Source organism: Rhodococcus sp. 3258 (assembly GCF_031456475.1).
Taxonomy (GTDB): Bacteria; Actinomycetota; Actinomycetes; order Mycobacteriales; family Mycobacteriaceae; genus Rhodococcoides; species Rhodococcoides fascians.
The window spans coordinates 31,425-45,058 of the sequence record NZ_JAVDUT010000015.1; the positions used below are offsets into that span (position 1 = coordinate 31,425).

General features: G+C 66.0%; 14 protein-coding genes. 9 read left to right on the forward strand and 5 right to left on the reverse strand.

The window, feature by feature from the left end:
* Window positions 1-81: 81 nt before the first annotated feature.
* Window positions 82-1,257, reverse strand: a complete 1,176-nt coding sequence (locus J2X62_RS25160) for a M20 family metallopeptidase (protein ID WP_057474308.1) — start codon at window positions 1,255-1,257, stop codon at window positions 82-84.
* Window positions 1,258-1,362: 105 nt separating this feature from the next.
* The gene (locus tag J2X62_RS25165) at window positions 1,363-2,067 is read right to left on the reverse strand and encodes an enoyl-CoA hydratase-related protein (RefSeq protein WP_027496437.1); all 705 of its coding nucleotides are present in this window, start codon (window positions 2,065-2,067) and stop codon (window positions 1,363-1,365) included.
* Window positions 2,068-2,152: 85 nt separating this feature from the next.
* Here J2X62_RS25165 and J2X62_RS25170 point away from each other — a divergent pair, with 85 nt between their 5' ends.
* Window positions 2,153-2,980 carry a purine-nucleoside phosphorylase gene (locus tag J2X62_RS25170; protein ID WP_310184190.1) on the forward strand — a complete coding sequence of 276 codons (828 nt, stop codon included), beginning with the start codon at window positions 2,153-2,155 and terminating at the stop codon, window positions 2,978-2,980.
* On the forward strand, window positions 2,977-4,578 hold the full coding sequence (locus J2X62_RS25175) for a phospho-sugar mutase (RefSeq protein ID WP_310184192.1): 1,602 nt from the start codon (window positions 2,977-2,979) through the stop codon (window positions 4,576-4,578). Before J2X62_RS25170 ends, J2X62_RS25175 begins: the two co-directional genes overlap by 4 nt.
* A 1-nt stretch (window position 4,579) precedes the next feature.
* Here J2X62_RS25175 and J2X62_RS25180 read toward each other — a convergent pair whose 3' ends face one another.
* Both J2X62_RS25180 and upp read right to left on the reverse strand, forming a co-directional pair.
* Window positions 4,580-5,470: a DUF2797 domain-containing protein gene (locus J2X62_RS25180; RefSeq protein WP_310184194.1), complete on the reverse strand. Its 891-nt coding sequence runs from the start codon at window positions 5,468-5,470 to the stop codon at window positions 4,580-4,582.
* 32 nt (window positions 5,471-5,502) lie between these two features.
* Window positions 5,503-6,126 (reverse strand): uracil phosphoribosyltransferase, encoded by a 624-nt coding sequence (gene upp, locus J2X62_RS25185; RefSeq protein WP_032370667.1) that lies wholly within the window; start codon window positions 6,124-6,126, stop codon window positions 5,503-5,505.
* Between the two features lie 176 nt (window positions 6,127-6,302).
* Here upp and J2X62_RS25190 point away from each other — a divergent pair, with 176 nt between their 5' ends.
* From J2X62_RS25190 to J2X62_RS25210, 5 genes are read left to right on the forward strand one after another with little or no spacing between them, the layout of a single operon-like run.
* Complete coding sequence (locus J2X62_RS25190) at window positions 6,303-6,635, forward strand: type VII secretion target (protein ID WP_080730081.1); 333 nt, start codon at window positions 6,303-6,305, stop codon at window positions 6,633-6,635.
* Window positions 6,636-6,641: 6 nt separating this feature from the next.
* Window positions 6,642-7,763: a C40 family peptidase gene (locus J2X62_RS25195; protein WP_310184198.1), complete on the forward strand. Its 1,122-nt coding sequence runs from the start codon at window positions 6,642-6,644 to the stop codon at window positions 7,761-7,763.
* Between the two features lie 42 nt (window positions 7,764-7,805).
* Window positions 7,806-8,144, forward strand: coding sequence for a hypothetical protein (locus J2X62_RS25200; protein WP_057474269.1), 339 nt, complete (start codon window positions 7,806-7,808; stop codon window positions 8,142-8,144).
* Window positions 8,141-8,455: a YbaB/EbfC family nucleoid-associated protein gene (locus J2X62_RS25205; protein WP_052053775.1), complete on the forward strand. Its 315-nt coding sequence runs from the start codon at window positions 8,141-8,143 to the stop codon at window positions 8,453-8,455. Before J2X62_RS25200 ends, J2X62_RS25205 begins: the two co-directional genes overlap by 4 nt.
* A 15-nt stretch (window positions 8,456-8,470) precedes the next feature.
* Window positions 8,471-9,751 carry a primosomal protein gene (locus J2X62_RS25210; RefSeq protein WP_310184200.1) on the forward strand — a complete coding sequence of 427 codons (1,281 nt, stop codon included), beginning with the start codon at window positions 8,471-8,473 and terminating at the stop codon, window positions 9,749-9,751.
* A 30-nt stretch (window positions 9,752-9,781) separates the two neighbouring features.
* Here J2X62_RS25210 and J2X62_RS25215 read toward each other — a convergent pair whose 3' ends face one another.
* Entirely contained in the window at window positions 9,782-10,906 is a 1,125-nt protein-coding gene (locus J2X62_RS25215) for an adenosine deaminase (protein WP_045841980.1), read from the reverse strand.
* A gap of 244 nt (window positions 10,907-11,150) precedes the next feature.
* Between J2X62_RS25215 and J2X62_RS25220 the strand changes: the two genes are divergently transcribed.
* Both J2X62_RS25220 and J2X62_RS25225 read left to right on the forward strand, forming a co-directional pair.
* Window positions 11,151-12,653, forward strand: a complete 1,503-nt coding sequence (locus tag J2X62_RS25220) for an APC family permease (protein ID WP_310184203.1) — start codon at window positions 11,151-11,153, stop codon at window positions 12,651-12,653.
* Between the two features lie 19 nt (window positions 12,654-12,672).
* Window positions 12,673-13,527 carry a universal stress protein gene (locus J2X62_RS25225; RefSeq protein ID WP_032390016.1) on the forward strand — a complete coding sequence of 285 codons (855 nt, stop codon included), beginning with the start codon at window positions 12,673-12,675 and terminating at the stop codon, window positions 13,525-13,527.
* Window positions 13,528-13,634 lie beyond the last annotated feature (107 nt).

The window sequence follows — 13,634 nt, forward strand, 5'->3', positions numbered from 1 at the left end:
CTTCTGCCTCTTCGCCTGCGCTCATCCGAACTTCTGCCTCTTCGCCTGCGCTCATCCGAACTTCTGCCTCTTCGCCTGCGCTCATCGCTGCACCGCGGATCGAGCGTTCACACCGTCGAGCAGACGCGCCCGGGTCTGTGGATCGGCTGCGGCGCGAGCGGCCGTTCCGGCGAGGGCGAGAGCACCGTCGAGCAGTGCACGGTCGGCGGACTCGGTGACACACGCTGCGGCGAACTCCGGTTGATGCGTCACCGCCCCTCCGGCATCGAGGCCGACGACGGGGTGGATTCCGGGTAGAACATTCGTCACGTTTCCCATGTCAGTGCTGCCCAACGGGCGAAATCCTTCCAAATCCGGTGCCAAGGGCGACCGTCCCAATGATTCGATTTCCTGACGAAATGCCGCCACCAGCCACGAATCCGGGGTCAGGGCCGCGTACGTCGGCGACACCGTGCGGATTTCGTGTGTGCATCCGGTGGCAATGGCACCCGCCTCGAAACAGGCGAACGTCTTCTTCGTCAGCGCCTCGAGTGACTCGGTGCTGTTCGCGCGAAGATAGTAGAGCAGCTCGGCATGTCCGGGCACGATGTTCGGCGCGACGCCGCCGTCGCTGACGATGCCGTGCAGTTGCTGGCCGGGCGAGAGGTGCTGGCGAATGAGCCCGAGCGCCACCTGCGCGACGGTGACGGCATCGCCCGCGTTGATTCCCCACTCGGGGGCGGCCGACGCATGGGCCGCACGGCCGGTGAATTTGACGGCAACGTCGGCCAATGCCAGCGACGTCGCGCCCACGATGTCGAACGGGCCCGGATGCACCATCAGTGCGGCACCGATGTCGTCGAAGACGCCGCGCTCGAGCATCAGGACCTTGCCACCGCCCGTTTCCTCGGCAGGGGTGCCGAGCACTCGGACCGTGATGCCGAGCGCATCGGCCACCGGCGCGAGCGCCAGGGCGGCACCCACCGCGGACGCGGCGATGATGTTGTGTCCGCAGGCATGACCGATCTCGGGCAACGCGTCGTACTCCGCGCAGATTCCGATCACGAGTTCGCCGCTACCCACCGACGCGGTGAATGCGGTGTCGATGCCGGCGACCCCGGATTCGATCTCGAAATGGTGGGCGCGGAGCGTGTCGAGGACCTTCGCAACGCTGCGGTATTCCTCGAACGCCAGTTCCGGTTCTGCGTGAATCGAGTGCGACAGCGCAACCACTTCGTCGGTTGCGTGAGCGAGCGCGCGGCCGATCTCCTCGCCCACGGCGGCACTGTTCGGTTCGTCGATCACGAGAGACAGTGTGTCACTAGCGCGGCGGCGTGTCGGAACGGCTGTGCCGACTCCGAGCCCGAACAGTGCCGGACGGGGCTAGTTGCCGAAGCTGAAGTTGCTGTCGTCCGTCGGCGTCGTCAGCGCAGCGAGCAGGTCCACGTGCATCCGCCTCTTGATGCCGGCCAGGTTCGCTCCCCGGGTGCTGGTCAGCGCCGCCGCCTTGGCAACGGCGTCGGAGACCACCGATTCCTCGGACGCGGTGGCCTCGACGATTCCTGCGGCCACCGCATCGGCCCCGCCGTAACGACGGCCGGTCAGCATCGCCTCGACGGCGGTCTGCTTGGGCAGCCTGGAATTGATCAGGGCAGACATGCCGACGGTGAACGGCATGTTGAGGTTGACCTCCGGCAGGCAGTAGAAGCCTCGGTCTGCGCGCTGGATGCGGAAATCCTGCGATGTCGCGAACATCGCGCCGGCACCGAACGCATGGCCCTGCACCGCTGCGACCGTGGGCATCGGGAACGCCAGCAGCCGCGTGTAGAGCGTGTGCACGCGGTCGAGGTACCAGGTGATCCGGTCCAGGTTCGCGAACAGCCAATCGGTATCGAGTCCGTTGCTGTAGAACTTGCCTGCCGAGGTGGTGACCAGCGCGGCCGGACCGGTCGATGCCTCGACCTCGTCGAGCAGTGCATGGACGGCATCTATCCAGTCGGGGTGGAACCTGTTCTCTGGATTGCCCGCGCCCTCCTGGGCACCGAGGAACAAGATGTGGACATCACCGTCGCGTTCGAGATAAGGCATGCAGCGGATACTACTCGGCGGTAACTTCCCGGTCGCACCGTCTCGGTTCCACATCCATCGCAGCGATCTCATACTGTTGTTCATCGTGGCAACTTCCGACGCACGAGCAACCGATCCCGTGACCGATCCCGATGCGGCGGCGCGCACCGCCGCCGATGCTCTCGCTGCAGCGACCGGCATCGACACCCATACCGTCGCCATCGTCCTCGGCTCCGGCTGGCAGGCGGCCGCAGATGTCGTCGGCTCCCCCACCGCGACCGTGCGCATGGCCGATCTCCCCGGCTTCGCGCCGCCGTCCGCGTCGGGCCACTCCGGCACGATCACCTCGGTGGACGTGGGCGGAACCCACACTCTGTTACTTCAGGGCCGTACGCACGCATACGAGGGTCACGACCTCCGACGCGTCGTGCACCCGGTGCGCACCGCGATCGCGGCAGGCGCGACGACCGTCGTCCTCACCAACGCCGCCGGCGGCATCCGTGAAGGCATGAGCGTCGGCCAACCGGTTCTGATTTCCGATCACCTCAACCTGACCGCCCGTTCGCCGCTCGTCGGCGCCGAATTCGTCGATCTCGTCGGTGCCTACTCACCCGAACTCCGCGCTCTCGCGGCCGAGATCGATCCGTCTCTCGAGGACGGCGTCTACGCGGGACTGCCGGGCCCTCACTACGAGACGCCTGCCGAAATCAAGATGCTGCGCACGTTCGGTGCAGATCTGGTGGGCATGTCGACGGTGCACGAGACGATCGCCGCCCGTGCAAAGGGTGCTCGTGTGCTGGGAATTTCGTTGGTCACCAACCTCGCTGCCGGCATGACCGGAGAACACCTCGATCACTCCGAAGTGCTCGCTGCGGGCAAGGATTCGGCAGCTCGGATGGGCGCTCTTCTGCACGAGTTGGTCACCCGACTGTGATCGAGGATCTCACCGAGCGTGTGCAACGCTGGATCGCGGGAGATCCCGATCCGGCGAGCCGCGACGAACTCGACGGCCTCTCCGATTCCGAACTCGCGGACCGATTCAGCGGTCCGTTGACCTTCGGCACCGCCGGCCTCCGAGGGCCGGTGCGCGCCGGCCCGAACGGCATGAACGTCGCCGTGGTCGTGCGAGCGACCGCCGGTATCGCAGCGTGGCTGCTCGGGCAGGGCCTCGGCGGATCCACCGTCGTGGTGGGCCGTGACGCGCGCACCGGTTCGGAACAGTTCGCCTTCGCAGCGGCGGAAACGTTGGCCGCGCAAGGATTTTCGGTGGTCCTTCTGCCTCGACCACTCCCCACGCCCGTTGTCGCCTTCGCCGTACGGGCGCTCGATGCCGAGCTGGGGGTGCAGATCACCGCATCGCACAACCCGGCCGCCGACAACGGGTACAAGGTGTATCTGCGGGGCGGGTCGCAGTTGGTTCCGCCGAGCGATGCCCAGATCGAGGCGCTCATCGAAGCCAGCGCAGATGCAGTCGACGTGCCTCGCACAGCCGTCGAGCCCAGCGGCTCGGACATCGCGTCGCGCTACCTCGATTCGGTTGTGAGACTGCCCCGTTCGAGATCACGCGATGTTCGTATCGCCCTGACTGCACTGCACGGCGTCGGCGGAGAACTCGCCGTGGCGGCACTGCGCGGCGCTGGGTTCCGCGACATCCGGGTGGTCGAGGAGCAGTTCGAGCCCGATCCGTCCTTCCCGACGGTGACCTTCCCCAACCCGGAAGAGCCGGGTGCTGCGGACGCGGTTCTCGCGCTGGCGGCCGAGACCGACGCCGACCTCGCCGTGGCACTCGACCCCGATGCCGATCGCTGCGCAGTCGGAGTCCGAGACGCTCACGGTTGGCGGATGCTGACCGGGGACGAAACCGGCGCTCTGCTGGCCGACTACCTGCTGCGTGACGCACCGCCCGGCTCACTGGTGGCCAACACCATCGTGTCCTCGCAGCTGCTCTCGGCACTGGCACCGGCCCGCGGCGCGCGCTATGCCCGCACACTGACCGGTTTCAAATGGCTCGTGCGCGCCGGAGACGGCCTCGTGTACGCCTACGAAGAAGCGATCGGTCACTGCGTAGATCCGAATGTGGTGCGAGACAAGGACGGGATCTCTGCCGCCGTCGTACTGGCGGACCTCGCGGCAGCGCTGAAGCAGGACGGACGCACGCTACTCGACGTACTCGACGACCTCGCCGTCGAATTCGGAGTCCACAGCGGCGCGCAGGTGTCGCGCCGAGTGCAGGATCTCACCGACATCGGGGACATGATGCGCCGACTGCGCAGTACGCCGCCGACCGAGCTGGCCGGACGCACGGTGACCGTCATGGACTACGCCGACCGGGACGACGAGTTGCGCACCGACGCAGTCGAAATCGCGGGATCCGGGCTCCGGGTCATCGTGCGGCCGTCCGGGACCGAACCCAAGCTCAAGGCGTACCTCGAGGTCGTCGAGCCCGTCAGGGACCGGCAGGATCTGGCAAGGGCGAGAGCGACGGCGGACGAACTCCTGGCCCAGCTCTCCGCGTTCGCAAAAGAGCTGTAACTCAGAACAGTGCCGACTGCACCGCAGGCAGATCGGACGTGAAGGCCCCGAGCTCGATGCGCCGACCCTTCAATGCCGCCAGATCCGCGACGTAGGTCTGCTCGTCGACCGAGGCGATCACCGCCTGCCCGACGCATGTCCTGATCTGCAGTCCATGAGAGCCGGTTGCGACATCGGCGGGGTAGGCAACCCGAGTATCGTTCTCGCTCAACGCTTCCCGTCCCGTGGGCGGAGTCCACCGCTCCGCGATCGGCCGGCATCCGCCGATCGCGGCGTCGGTCAACAGCTGACGGACCTGCTCCGCACGCGCGACAGTGCCTGCCTCCAATCGGTCGAGATCGAGTGGCACGCACAGCGATGCTGCCTTCGTCGCCGACCGTACGGCCTGCCGTAGTCCGAGCCTTTCGGTCACCAGGTCCTCGGCGACACGCACGGCCTTGCCGTCGTCCGCGTGCGCAACGTACTGCGCACAGATAGCCCCCTGCTCGGCCAGCCGACCCCATTTGCGAGTCTGCGCGGCTGTCCCGATCTTGAAGGTGCCGTTGGCAAATGCCGCCAGGTAGAGCCAATGCGGTGCCATGACATGCTTTTCCAGATCACGCGAGACGAATCCGCTGCGGTGCACGGTATGAACGAAACGAAACACGTCCTTGTCCGCGCACCGTGCGCACTGGCTCGACCCGACGGCCGGCTCTCGGCCCGGGCACGGAACGTACCGCGGCGGCCCGTCCGCAGTGAATGCCGTTCGGCCCGTGCAGTATCGGTCTGCCGCACCGCCGAGAGCGCGGTAGCTCAGTGTGTTACCCACCAGCTCCTGGAACTCGACCTGCTCGGTCTCGATATCGAGCAGGCGCAACCGCGGGGTGTCGGGCCCGGCGGAGGGCCAGGACACCCCGAGCGCGAGCAGGGTTGCACCGGAGCGAATCAGCGGGGTCCGAACTGACGGTCGCCCGCGTCGCCGAGGCCCGGGACGATGAAGGCATTCTCGTTGAGTCCGTCGTCGATGCTCGCGGCAACGAGTCGCACCGGGAGTCCCGACGCTTCGAGCGCTGCGACACCTTCGGGGGCGGCCACGACGCAGATGGCAGTGACATCGGTTGCGCCGCGTCCAACGAGCAGCTCGATCGTGTGCACCATCGATCCGCCGGTCGCCAGCATGGGGTCGAGCACGTAGACCGGAGTCTGGGACAGGTCGTCGGGCAAGGACTCCATGTAGGGCACCGGCTGATGCGTCTGCTCGTCCCTGGCCATCCCGACGAACCCGACGCGAGACTGTGGAATCAGACCGCTCGCCTTCTCCACCATGCCGAGACCGGCACGCAGTACGGGCACGAGCAGCGGCGGACGAGCCAACCGGGTGCCCTGGGTGACTGCGACGGGAGTACGTACCTCGAACGTGTCGATGTCGGCGTCCCTGGTGGCCTCGTACACCAGCATGTGGGTGAGCTGGCGGAGCGCAGTTCGGAACGTGGCGTTGTCGCTCCGCTCGTCCCGCATGGTGGTGAGCAGGGCGGCGGCCAGTGGGTGGTCGACCACGTGTGTATCCATGTCTCACAGGATAAGGCCCAGCACCATGAGGCCCACACGATGAGCCCCACCGGAGGAGATCGCCGAGACGCACGGCGAACGGCAAGTCGTGGGAACCGATGTGCCCGCACTCGCGTCGAACCAGTTGGGCGTCGCATTCGGCGACTGCGCGAACGCACGCGATTTCAGGGGGACTCATGGACGAACTCGTCGTCGAGACCGAGGGGGTGCTCGCCTACGGCGCAGCGGCGTCGACCATGGCCGAGCAGATCGCGGCGGCCGGCGCTGCCGCCGCTGCCTGCGGGCCCGCCGTGTTGGCACCGGTGTTCGGCCTGATCGGGCAGGAATTTCTGGCCACCGTGACCGGAACCCATCTGGCGCATACCGATGCGGTCGTTCGCCTGGCGGGAGCTGTGGCGAGCCTCGGTTCTGCGGCCACCGATGCTGCGGTGTCGTACGCCCGCACCGACGACGCAACCGGGGCGGCCGTCACGGCCCGTTCTGCCGGTCGCGCACCGGACGCTCGGTAAGCGGCGATGATCGATCTACTCTCTCGCCCCATCGTCGAGCTGCTCGGTGCCTTCGGCGGCGGTACCGTTCCCTCCGGAGGCCCCGCGGATGTGTTGCGACTGTCGTCGGCTGCGATCGAGGCCGCCCAAGGAATCGGCCGCATCGCGATCACCGAACTTGGTTCGACCTGGAACGGCGAGGCCGCGGACGCCGCACTTCGGTACGCCGAGAACGCTCATGCGAGTGCTCTGGCCCTTGCCGATCACGCGGACGATATCGCCGCCGTCGTCGATCGGGCATGTCGGGATACCGAGCAGGGTTTCGTCGAACTACAGGCAATAGTGCAGTCGTTCGTGGGCATCGCCCTCTCCGCAGGACCGATCATTGCCACCCCGATCGGGCAGACGATGCTGATCTCGGCCGCGATCGAGCACCTCGAGCGTGCCCTGGCGGTGGTCGCGCGTGTGCGCGCCGAACTGGCCGTGCACGCTGCGACAGCCGGCGAGCTGGCCTCCCCGCCCGCGGTCCCCGCACCCATCGACTCCGGCCCGGCAGCGGTGCCGGGCTCGCCCTCGAACCTGATGACCTCACCTGCAACGGCTCAGGTGATCGAGACCGGGGAGAAGCTGGCGAAGACGTTCGCGCAGTCGCTCTCACAAACCGGCGGCACGCCGGACTCCCCCGGAGCCGGTGGAGCACAGCACTTCTTGGGCAATTCGGCGATGGATTCGCCCGGCGCCGGGGACGCCGACCGAGGAGTAGAGGTGCGATTGCCCGACGGGAGCACCGTCACCGCCCCCAACGCCGAAGCCGCAGGTGCCGTTCGCAGCGCGCTGACGCAGCAGGGCGTCCCCTACGCCTGGGGCGGTACGACGCCGGGCACCGGACTGGACTGCAGTGGGTTGACCCAATGGGCGTACGCACAGCAGGGCGTCGACATCCCCCGGCTGGCGCAGGAACAGGACATCGGCACATCGGTGGCGGCCGGTGACGTACAGCCCGGCGATCTCGCGGTGTGGGACGGCCACGTAGCGATGGTCATCGGCAACGGCCAGCTCGTCGAGGCGGGAGACCCGGTGCAGGTAGGACCGATCAGAACGACCAACAGCGACATGGCATTCAAGGGCTTCTACCGCCCGACCCAATAACGGTCGGACCGAACGAGAGGCAGACCGAATGAGAGGAAGTCGATGACGGACGCGAACACCACCGTCGTCAGCGCGGTATCGGCAACTCGATCCGGCTCGGTATCCGTTCGCGCCACCGAGCATGGAGTGCCGATCGCAATCGCTATCGACGAACGTGAACTACGTTACGGGGGAACAGCATTGGCGTCGACGATCCTGGATCGATGCACGCGGGCGACCACAGCCGCTCGGGCACAGCGCCGAATCCGGTTGGCCGAGGACGGGGTTCCCGCCGACATCCTCGATCGCCTGGGTCTGCCGACCGACGCCCGAGTGGCCGCCGACGCGAACGACGATCTGGCCCAGGATCCGGCACCCACGAGTTGGTTGCGACCGGTATGACCCACTCTCACCCCACCGATCTCGACACCGTGATCGACAAAGCCCGACACCGGCTCGACGGATTGCGTGAGACACAGGAGCGCGTCGACCACATCAGGATTCGAGTGGCCTCGCCCAACGGGCTCGTGACCGTCGTTGCGGACGGTACCGGGGCCATGGTCGGCCTCGATCTCGCGGAGGATCTCGGATCGGTGACTGCCCGCGAACTCGCGTCGACCATCGTTCTCACAGCTGCCGAGGCGGCGTCCGCAGCGTTGGACCAGCGCGAGACCATCCTGCAAAGTCTGCAGGCTTCGTTCACAGACTCCTGAGATAGGCTTCGCGCCATGGCTGGAGACATCATCCCGATCGAACTCGGTCTGACCGCCGGTGACTTCTCGACACTGTGGGCACCGGAGTGGCGAGAAGGCGACGACGAATGGGAGGCATTCCTCGGACACGAGGAAGATCTCTACGGATTCGCCACGGTTGCCGAGCTCGCCGCATTCGTCCGATCCGACGACGACAACGACCTCGTCGACCACCCGTCGTGGCCGGTGGTGTCCGCTCTCGCGGCCTACGAATTCGAGCCGGACGAGCTGCATCGGTTCGACCTCGTCGCAGTGCCCGAGCTGGTGGCTGCAGACCCCGAAGCCGACGTTCTCGCCGAACTGCAGGCCACCTTCGACATCGTCTCGTCCATCGGTGATGTCTGCGAACTACGGCCCGTCACAAGCTTTTTCGGAACCAATCCGTTCGTCGGAGCGGTGGCCGGTGGCGTCGAGAACTTTCTCGGCCGTGAAGGTGCCGAGCTGTGGGACCGCATCGGCGCAGCAGTGGCGAGGCATTGGGACGAAGTCCTCGACGCAGTCGATTCCATCGTGACCTCCCCCGACGTCGACAGCGCCGCCGTCGCCGTCGCCGAGGCGGAGATCACCGCGGCTGCGGAGAACGCCGTCGATGCAGACGACGCAACGGACGACATCGACGACGACACCGAGGACGACGAGTCCGACGACGACGCAGAGAGCGACGAGGACGACGTCGACCGAGATCCCATCGCCGCTGCCGCGGCGGAAGAGACGTTCTGGACCACCGTCGGTATCGATCCCATTCGCATCATCACGTCCGACGACACGCTGTACACCCTGCGTTGCTACCTCGGCGACAAGCCCGTCTTCCTCGGCCGCGGTGGCGCCATCAGCGTGTTCGGGTCCGAGCGGTCGCTGGCTCGCTATCTCGCCGACGATCACGATCACGATCTGGCGCAGGTCAGCACATACTCCGATGTTCAGACCGCCGCGATCGACGGCTCCCTGGACATCACGATCACCGACGACAACGTCTACGTACTGCCCGGACTAGCCGACGACCTTGCCGACGGGCCCACCGCAGTGGACGTCGACCAGCTCGATCTTGCCGTCGAATTGTTCACCGATGCAGCCGATTTCGCCGGGGACAGCTCGGTGGACGAGGCCCTCGCCACGTCCACACCGTTGGGCTGGTACGTCTCGTACACCCTCGAGCCCAGTCCCGATCGGCTGGCCCCGAGCGCACCGTTCGACGTCGAGGCCGAGGCCTGGCGCGCCCTCGAGCGAGAGTTCGAGAGCCGTCTCCGCAAGAAGTAGGGCGTTCTCGCCCGGCCACGCGCCCGCTCGTCAGCCGATCAGCACCGCGTAGCCGGGTTTGATGACGTCGTCGATCAACGCCAATCGCTCGTCGAACGGCAGGAATGCGGACTTCATCGCATTGATGGTGAATCGCTCGAGGTCACTCCACCCGTAGCCGAACGTATCCACCAGTTTGACCATCTCTCGGCTCATCGAGGTGTCGCTCATCAAACGGTTGTCGGTGTTCACGGTGACGCGAAACCGCAGTCGTGCGAGCAGGTCGAAGGGGTGCGTCGCCAACGATTCGACGGCACCGGTCTGCACATTGGAACTGGGGCACAACTCCAGAGGCATCCTGGTGTCGCGGACGTACGCGGCCAACAGACCGAGTGACGGCGTGCCGTCGGAGTTCGTGGTGATGTCGTCGGTGATCCGTACTCCGTGTCCGAGCCGGTCGGTTCCGCAGAACGCCACCGCTTCCTGGATGGACGGCAGACCGAACGCTTCGCCTGCGTGAATGGTGAAGTGCGCGTTGCTGGCTCGCATGTATTCGAAGGCGTCGAGATGGCGGCTGGGAGGGAAGCCCGCCTCGGCCCCGGCGATGTCGAAGCCCACCACCCCGCGGTCACGGAAACGCACCGTCAGTTCCGCTATCTCTCGTGAACGTGCGGCGTGCCGCATGGCCGTCAGCAGGGTGCCTATGGTGATGTTCTTGCCCCGCACCTTGGCTGCGGAGATGCCCGCCTCGAAACCGGCGAGGGTGTGGGTGACGACCTCGTCGAGGGTCAGCCCGCGTTCGAGGTGCTGTTCCGGCGCGAAGCGCACCTCGGCGTACACGACGCCGTCGTCGGCCAGATCCTCGGCGCATTCGCGCGCCACCCTGAACAACCCCTCGGGGGTTTGCATGACGGCCACGGTGTGCGCGAAGGTCTCGAGGTAGCGCTCGAGCGATCCACTGTCCGCTGCGTCGCGGAACCACTCCCCCAGAGCGGCACCGTCGGTCGCGGGTAACCCGTCGTATCCGCATTCGTCGGCCAGTTCGAGCACGGTCTGCGGTCGGAGTCCGCCGTCGAGATGATCGTGGAGCAACGCCTTCGGAGCCGACCTGATGGACGCGAGATCGAGTGGCGCACTGCCACCGATCGAGGACTGAGTGTTCTCCGCGGTGCTCATGTGTCGACGGTAGCGCGCGTCGTGCGCGGACGCGCGCCTGTCATCGCCACTCGGCGAGTCCGCGGATTCCCCCGACGTCCGCCACTTCCGCGACCTATTTCGTTGCATTGTTACTCCAATGAAAACTATTCCGTCGATACACAGCGAATCGGCGACGGAAATCGTAGTGTTCATCCATCACACGCGACCGATTCTGTCGGGTCCCCTTCCGACGCCTCGGTCGACTCGAACCTCGGAGAGACCTATGTCGATTGCGGAACCGCCCAACACCATTCCGGGCAAGGGACTCAACACCGGCGCGCTCGGGTTGGTCGGCAACATCGTCATCGGACTGTCGGCGGTGGCCCCGGCCTACAGTCTCGCCGCCACCCTCGGCTACGTCGTTCTGGCCGTCGGCGACAAAGCACCGTCGATGTTTCTCATCGCCTTCGTTCCGATGTTGCTCACCGCCTTCGCCTACCGCGAGCTCGGGCGCGACACACCTGATTGCGGGACGTCGTTCACCTGGGGTACCAAGGCCTTCGGGCCCTGGGTCGGTTGGATGGCCGGGTGGGGGCTGGCCGTCTCGGCGATCATCGTGCTGGCCAACGTCGCCGAGATCGCAGCCATCTACCTGTTCGAGTTCCTCGGCCTGTCGGACTTGGCGGAGTCGACCGCGGCCAAGGTCGCCCTCGGTTCGTTCTTCATCGTCGCGATGACCTACGTGAGTTTTCGCGGCATCCTCGTCAGCGAACGCATGCAGAACGTGTTGCTGGTCGTCCAGTTCGGCGTACTCATCGGAGTGTCGGTGACGGCACTGGTCAAGGTGGGGACGGGTACGGCCGGTCCGCAGGCCATCACGCCGCAATGGAGCTGGTTGGTGCCCACCGGGGTGACGATGTCCGACGCGGCCCAGGCCATCATCCTGTGCATCTTCATCTACTGGGGATGGGATGCCTGCCTTGCCGTCGGCGAGGAAACGAAGGACTCGGAGAAGACGCCGGGACGGGCCGCAGTGATCACGACGCTGATTCTCGTCGCGACCTACGTGCTCGTCGGATACGCCGTGCAGTCGTTCGCCGGGTTCGGAGACACGGGTATCGGTCTGAACAACCCGGACAACGTCGATGATGTGCTCACCATTCTCGGCGATCCGGTCGCCGGCTCGATCGTCGCGTCGCTGCTGCTGTTGACGGTGTCCATCTCGGCGCTGTCCTCTACACAGACGACCATCCTGCCCACGGCCCGCGGAACACTGTCGATGGCTGTGTACGAGGCAATCCCCAAGCGGTTCGCCAGCGTGCACCCCAAGTACATGACGCCCGGCTTCGGCACGCTCGTGATGGGTGCCGCAGCCCTGATGTTCTACCTGGTGCTCACCTTCGTCAGCGCCAACGCGCTGCAGGATTCGGTGGCATCGCTCGGACTCGCGGTCGCGTTCTACTACGGCATCACGGCATACGCATGCACATGGTACTTCCGTCGGACACTGTTCTCGTCCGCCCGAAACCTGTTCATGCGCGGCATCTTTCCACTTCTCGGCGGGCTGTCCATGACGTGGGCGTTCGTGCAGAGCGCAGTCGACATGATCAAGCCCGACTACGGTTACACCGTCTACGGTCCGATCGGCGGAGTGTTCGTCCTCGGTGTCGGCATGCTGGTACTCGGAATCCCCCTGATGCTGCTGTGCTTCGTGGGTAACAAGGATTTCTTCCAGGGCAAAACACTCACCGCGTCCACCGAAGTCAAGGTTCCGGACACTTACTAGAAGAGAAGGACCGAAACTCATGAAGATCACCGTCGGCTACCTCGCCACCCCCAGCGGCGACGACGGCGTAGCCCTGGCCACCGCCCTCGCCCGCGCCCTCGACGCGTCCATCGACATCGTGCTGGTCATGGCCGTCGACGAACCTGTCATGGAAGGCAGTGGACCGTATCGAAAGATCCTCGAGGCCAAGGCAAAGGGCTGGGTGGACGACGCGGCCGCCCAGGTCCCGTCGGGTATCGAGGTGACCACGCACGTGCTCAGCCACGAGTCGTTCGCCCGCGCCCTGATCGACTTCGCCGTGAACTCCGATGCCGACATGATCGTTGTCGGCGGTGCCAGTGACGGCCTGCTGAACCGACATTCGATCGGCTCGGTCGCCGGTCAGCTTCTGCACGCCTCGGAAGTTCCGTTGGCACTTGCCCCTCGGGGTTACCGGCTCTCCAGCGCACCTATCACCGATCTCACCGTCGCCGTCCCCACCCGGTCATCCGCCCCGAACCCGTTGCCGTTCGCTTTCACTCTCGCCAGCGCTGCGCACGTGCCTCTTCGATTGGTCTCGCTGGTCTCTCTGGAATCGACCGGAACCCCGAGCGACGAGACTTCACTGGACACGCGTCGACGGCAAGTCGCTGCCGCACAGGAGAATCTGGAACTCGCGGCCCGCACGCTCCCCGGCATCGAGGGCCTGGAATCCGTGGTGGCCGACGGGTCGACACTGGACGAGGCCGTGGGCAACCTCGAGTGGAAGCCGGGCGATGTGTTGTTGCTCGGCTCGAGTCGACTGGCGACCCCCAAGCGGGTGTTCCTGGGCTCGAGTGCTGCCAAGATTCTGCGTGCTGCCCCGGTGCCGGTGGTCGTCGTTCCGCACGAGTGAGCGGCTTCGCCGCATGTGATGCTCCTATGAGTGTCAAGTGGCAGTTTTCTGGGTGAGAAGTTGGAACATTTCGCGGGCGACGGCTCGTTTGAGGCAGCGGATTATGT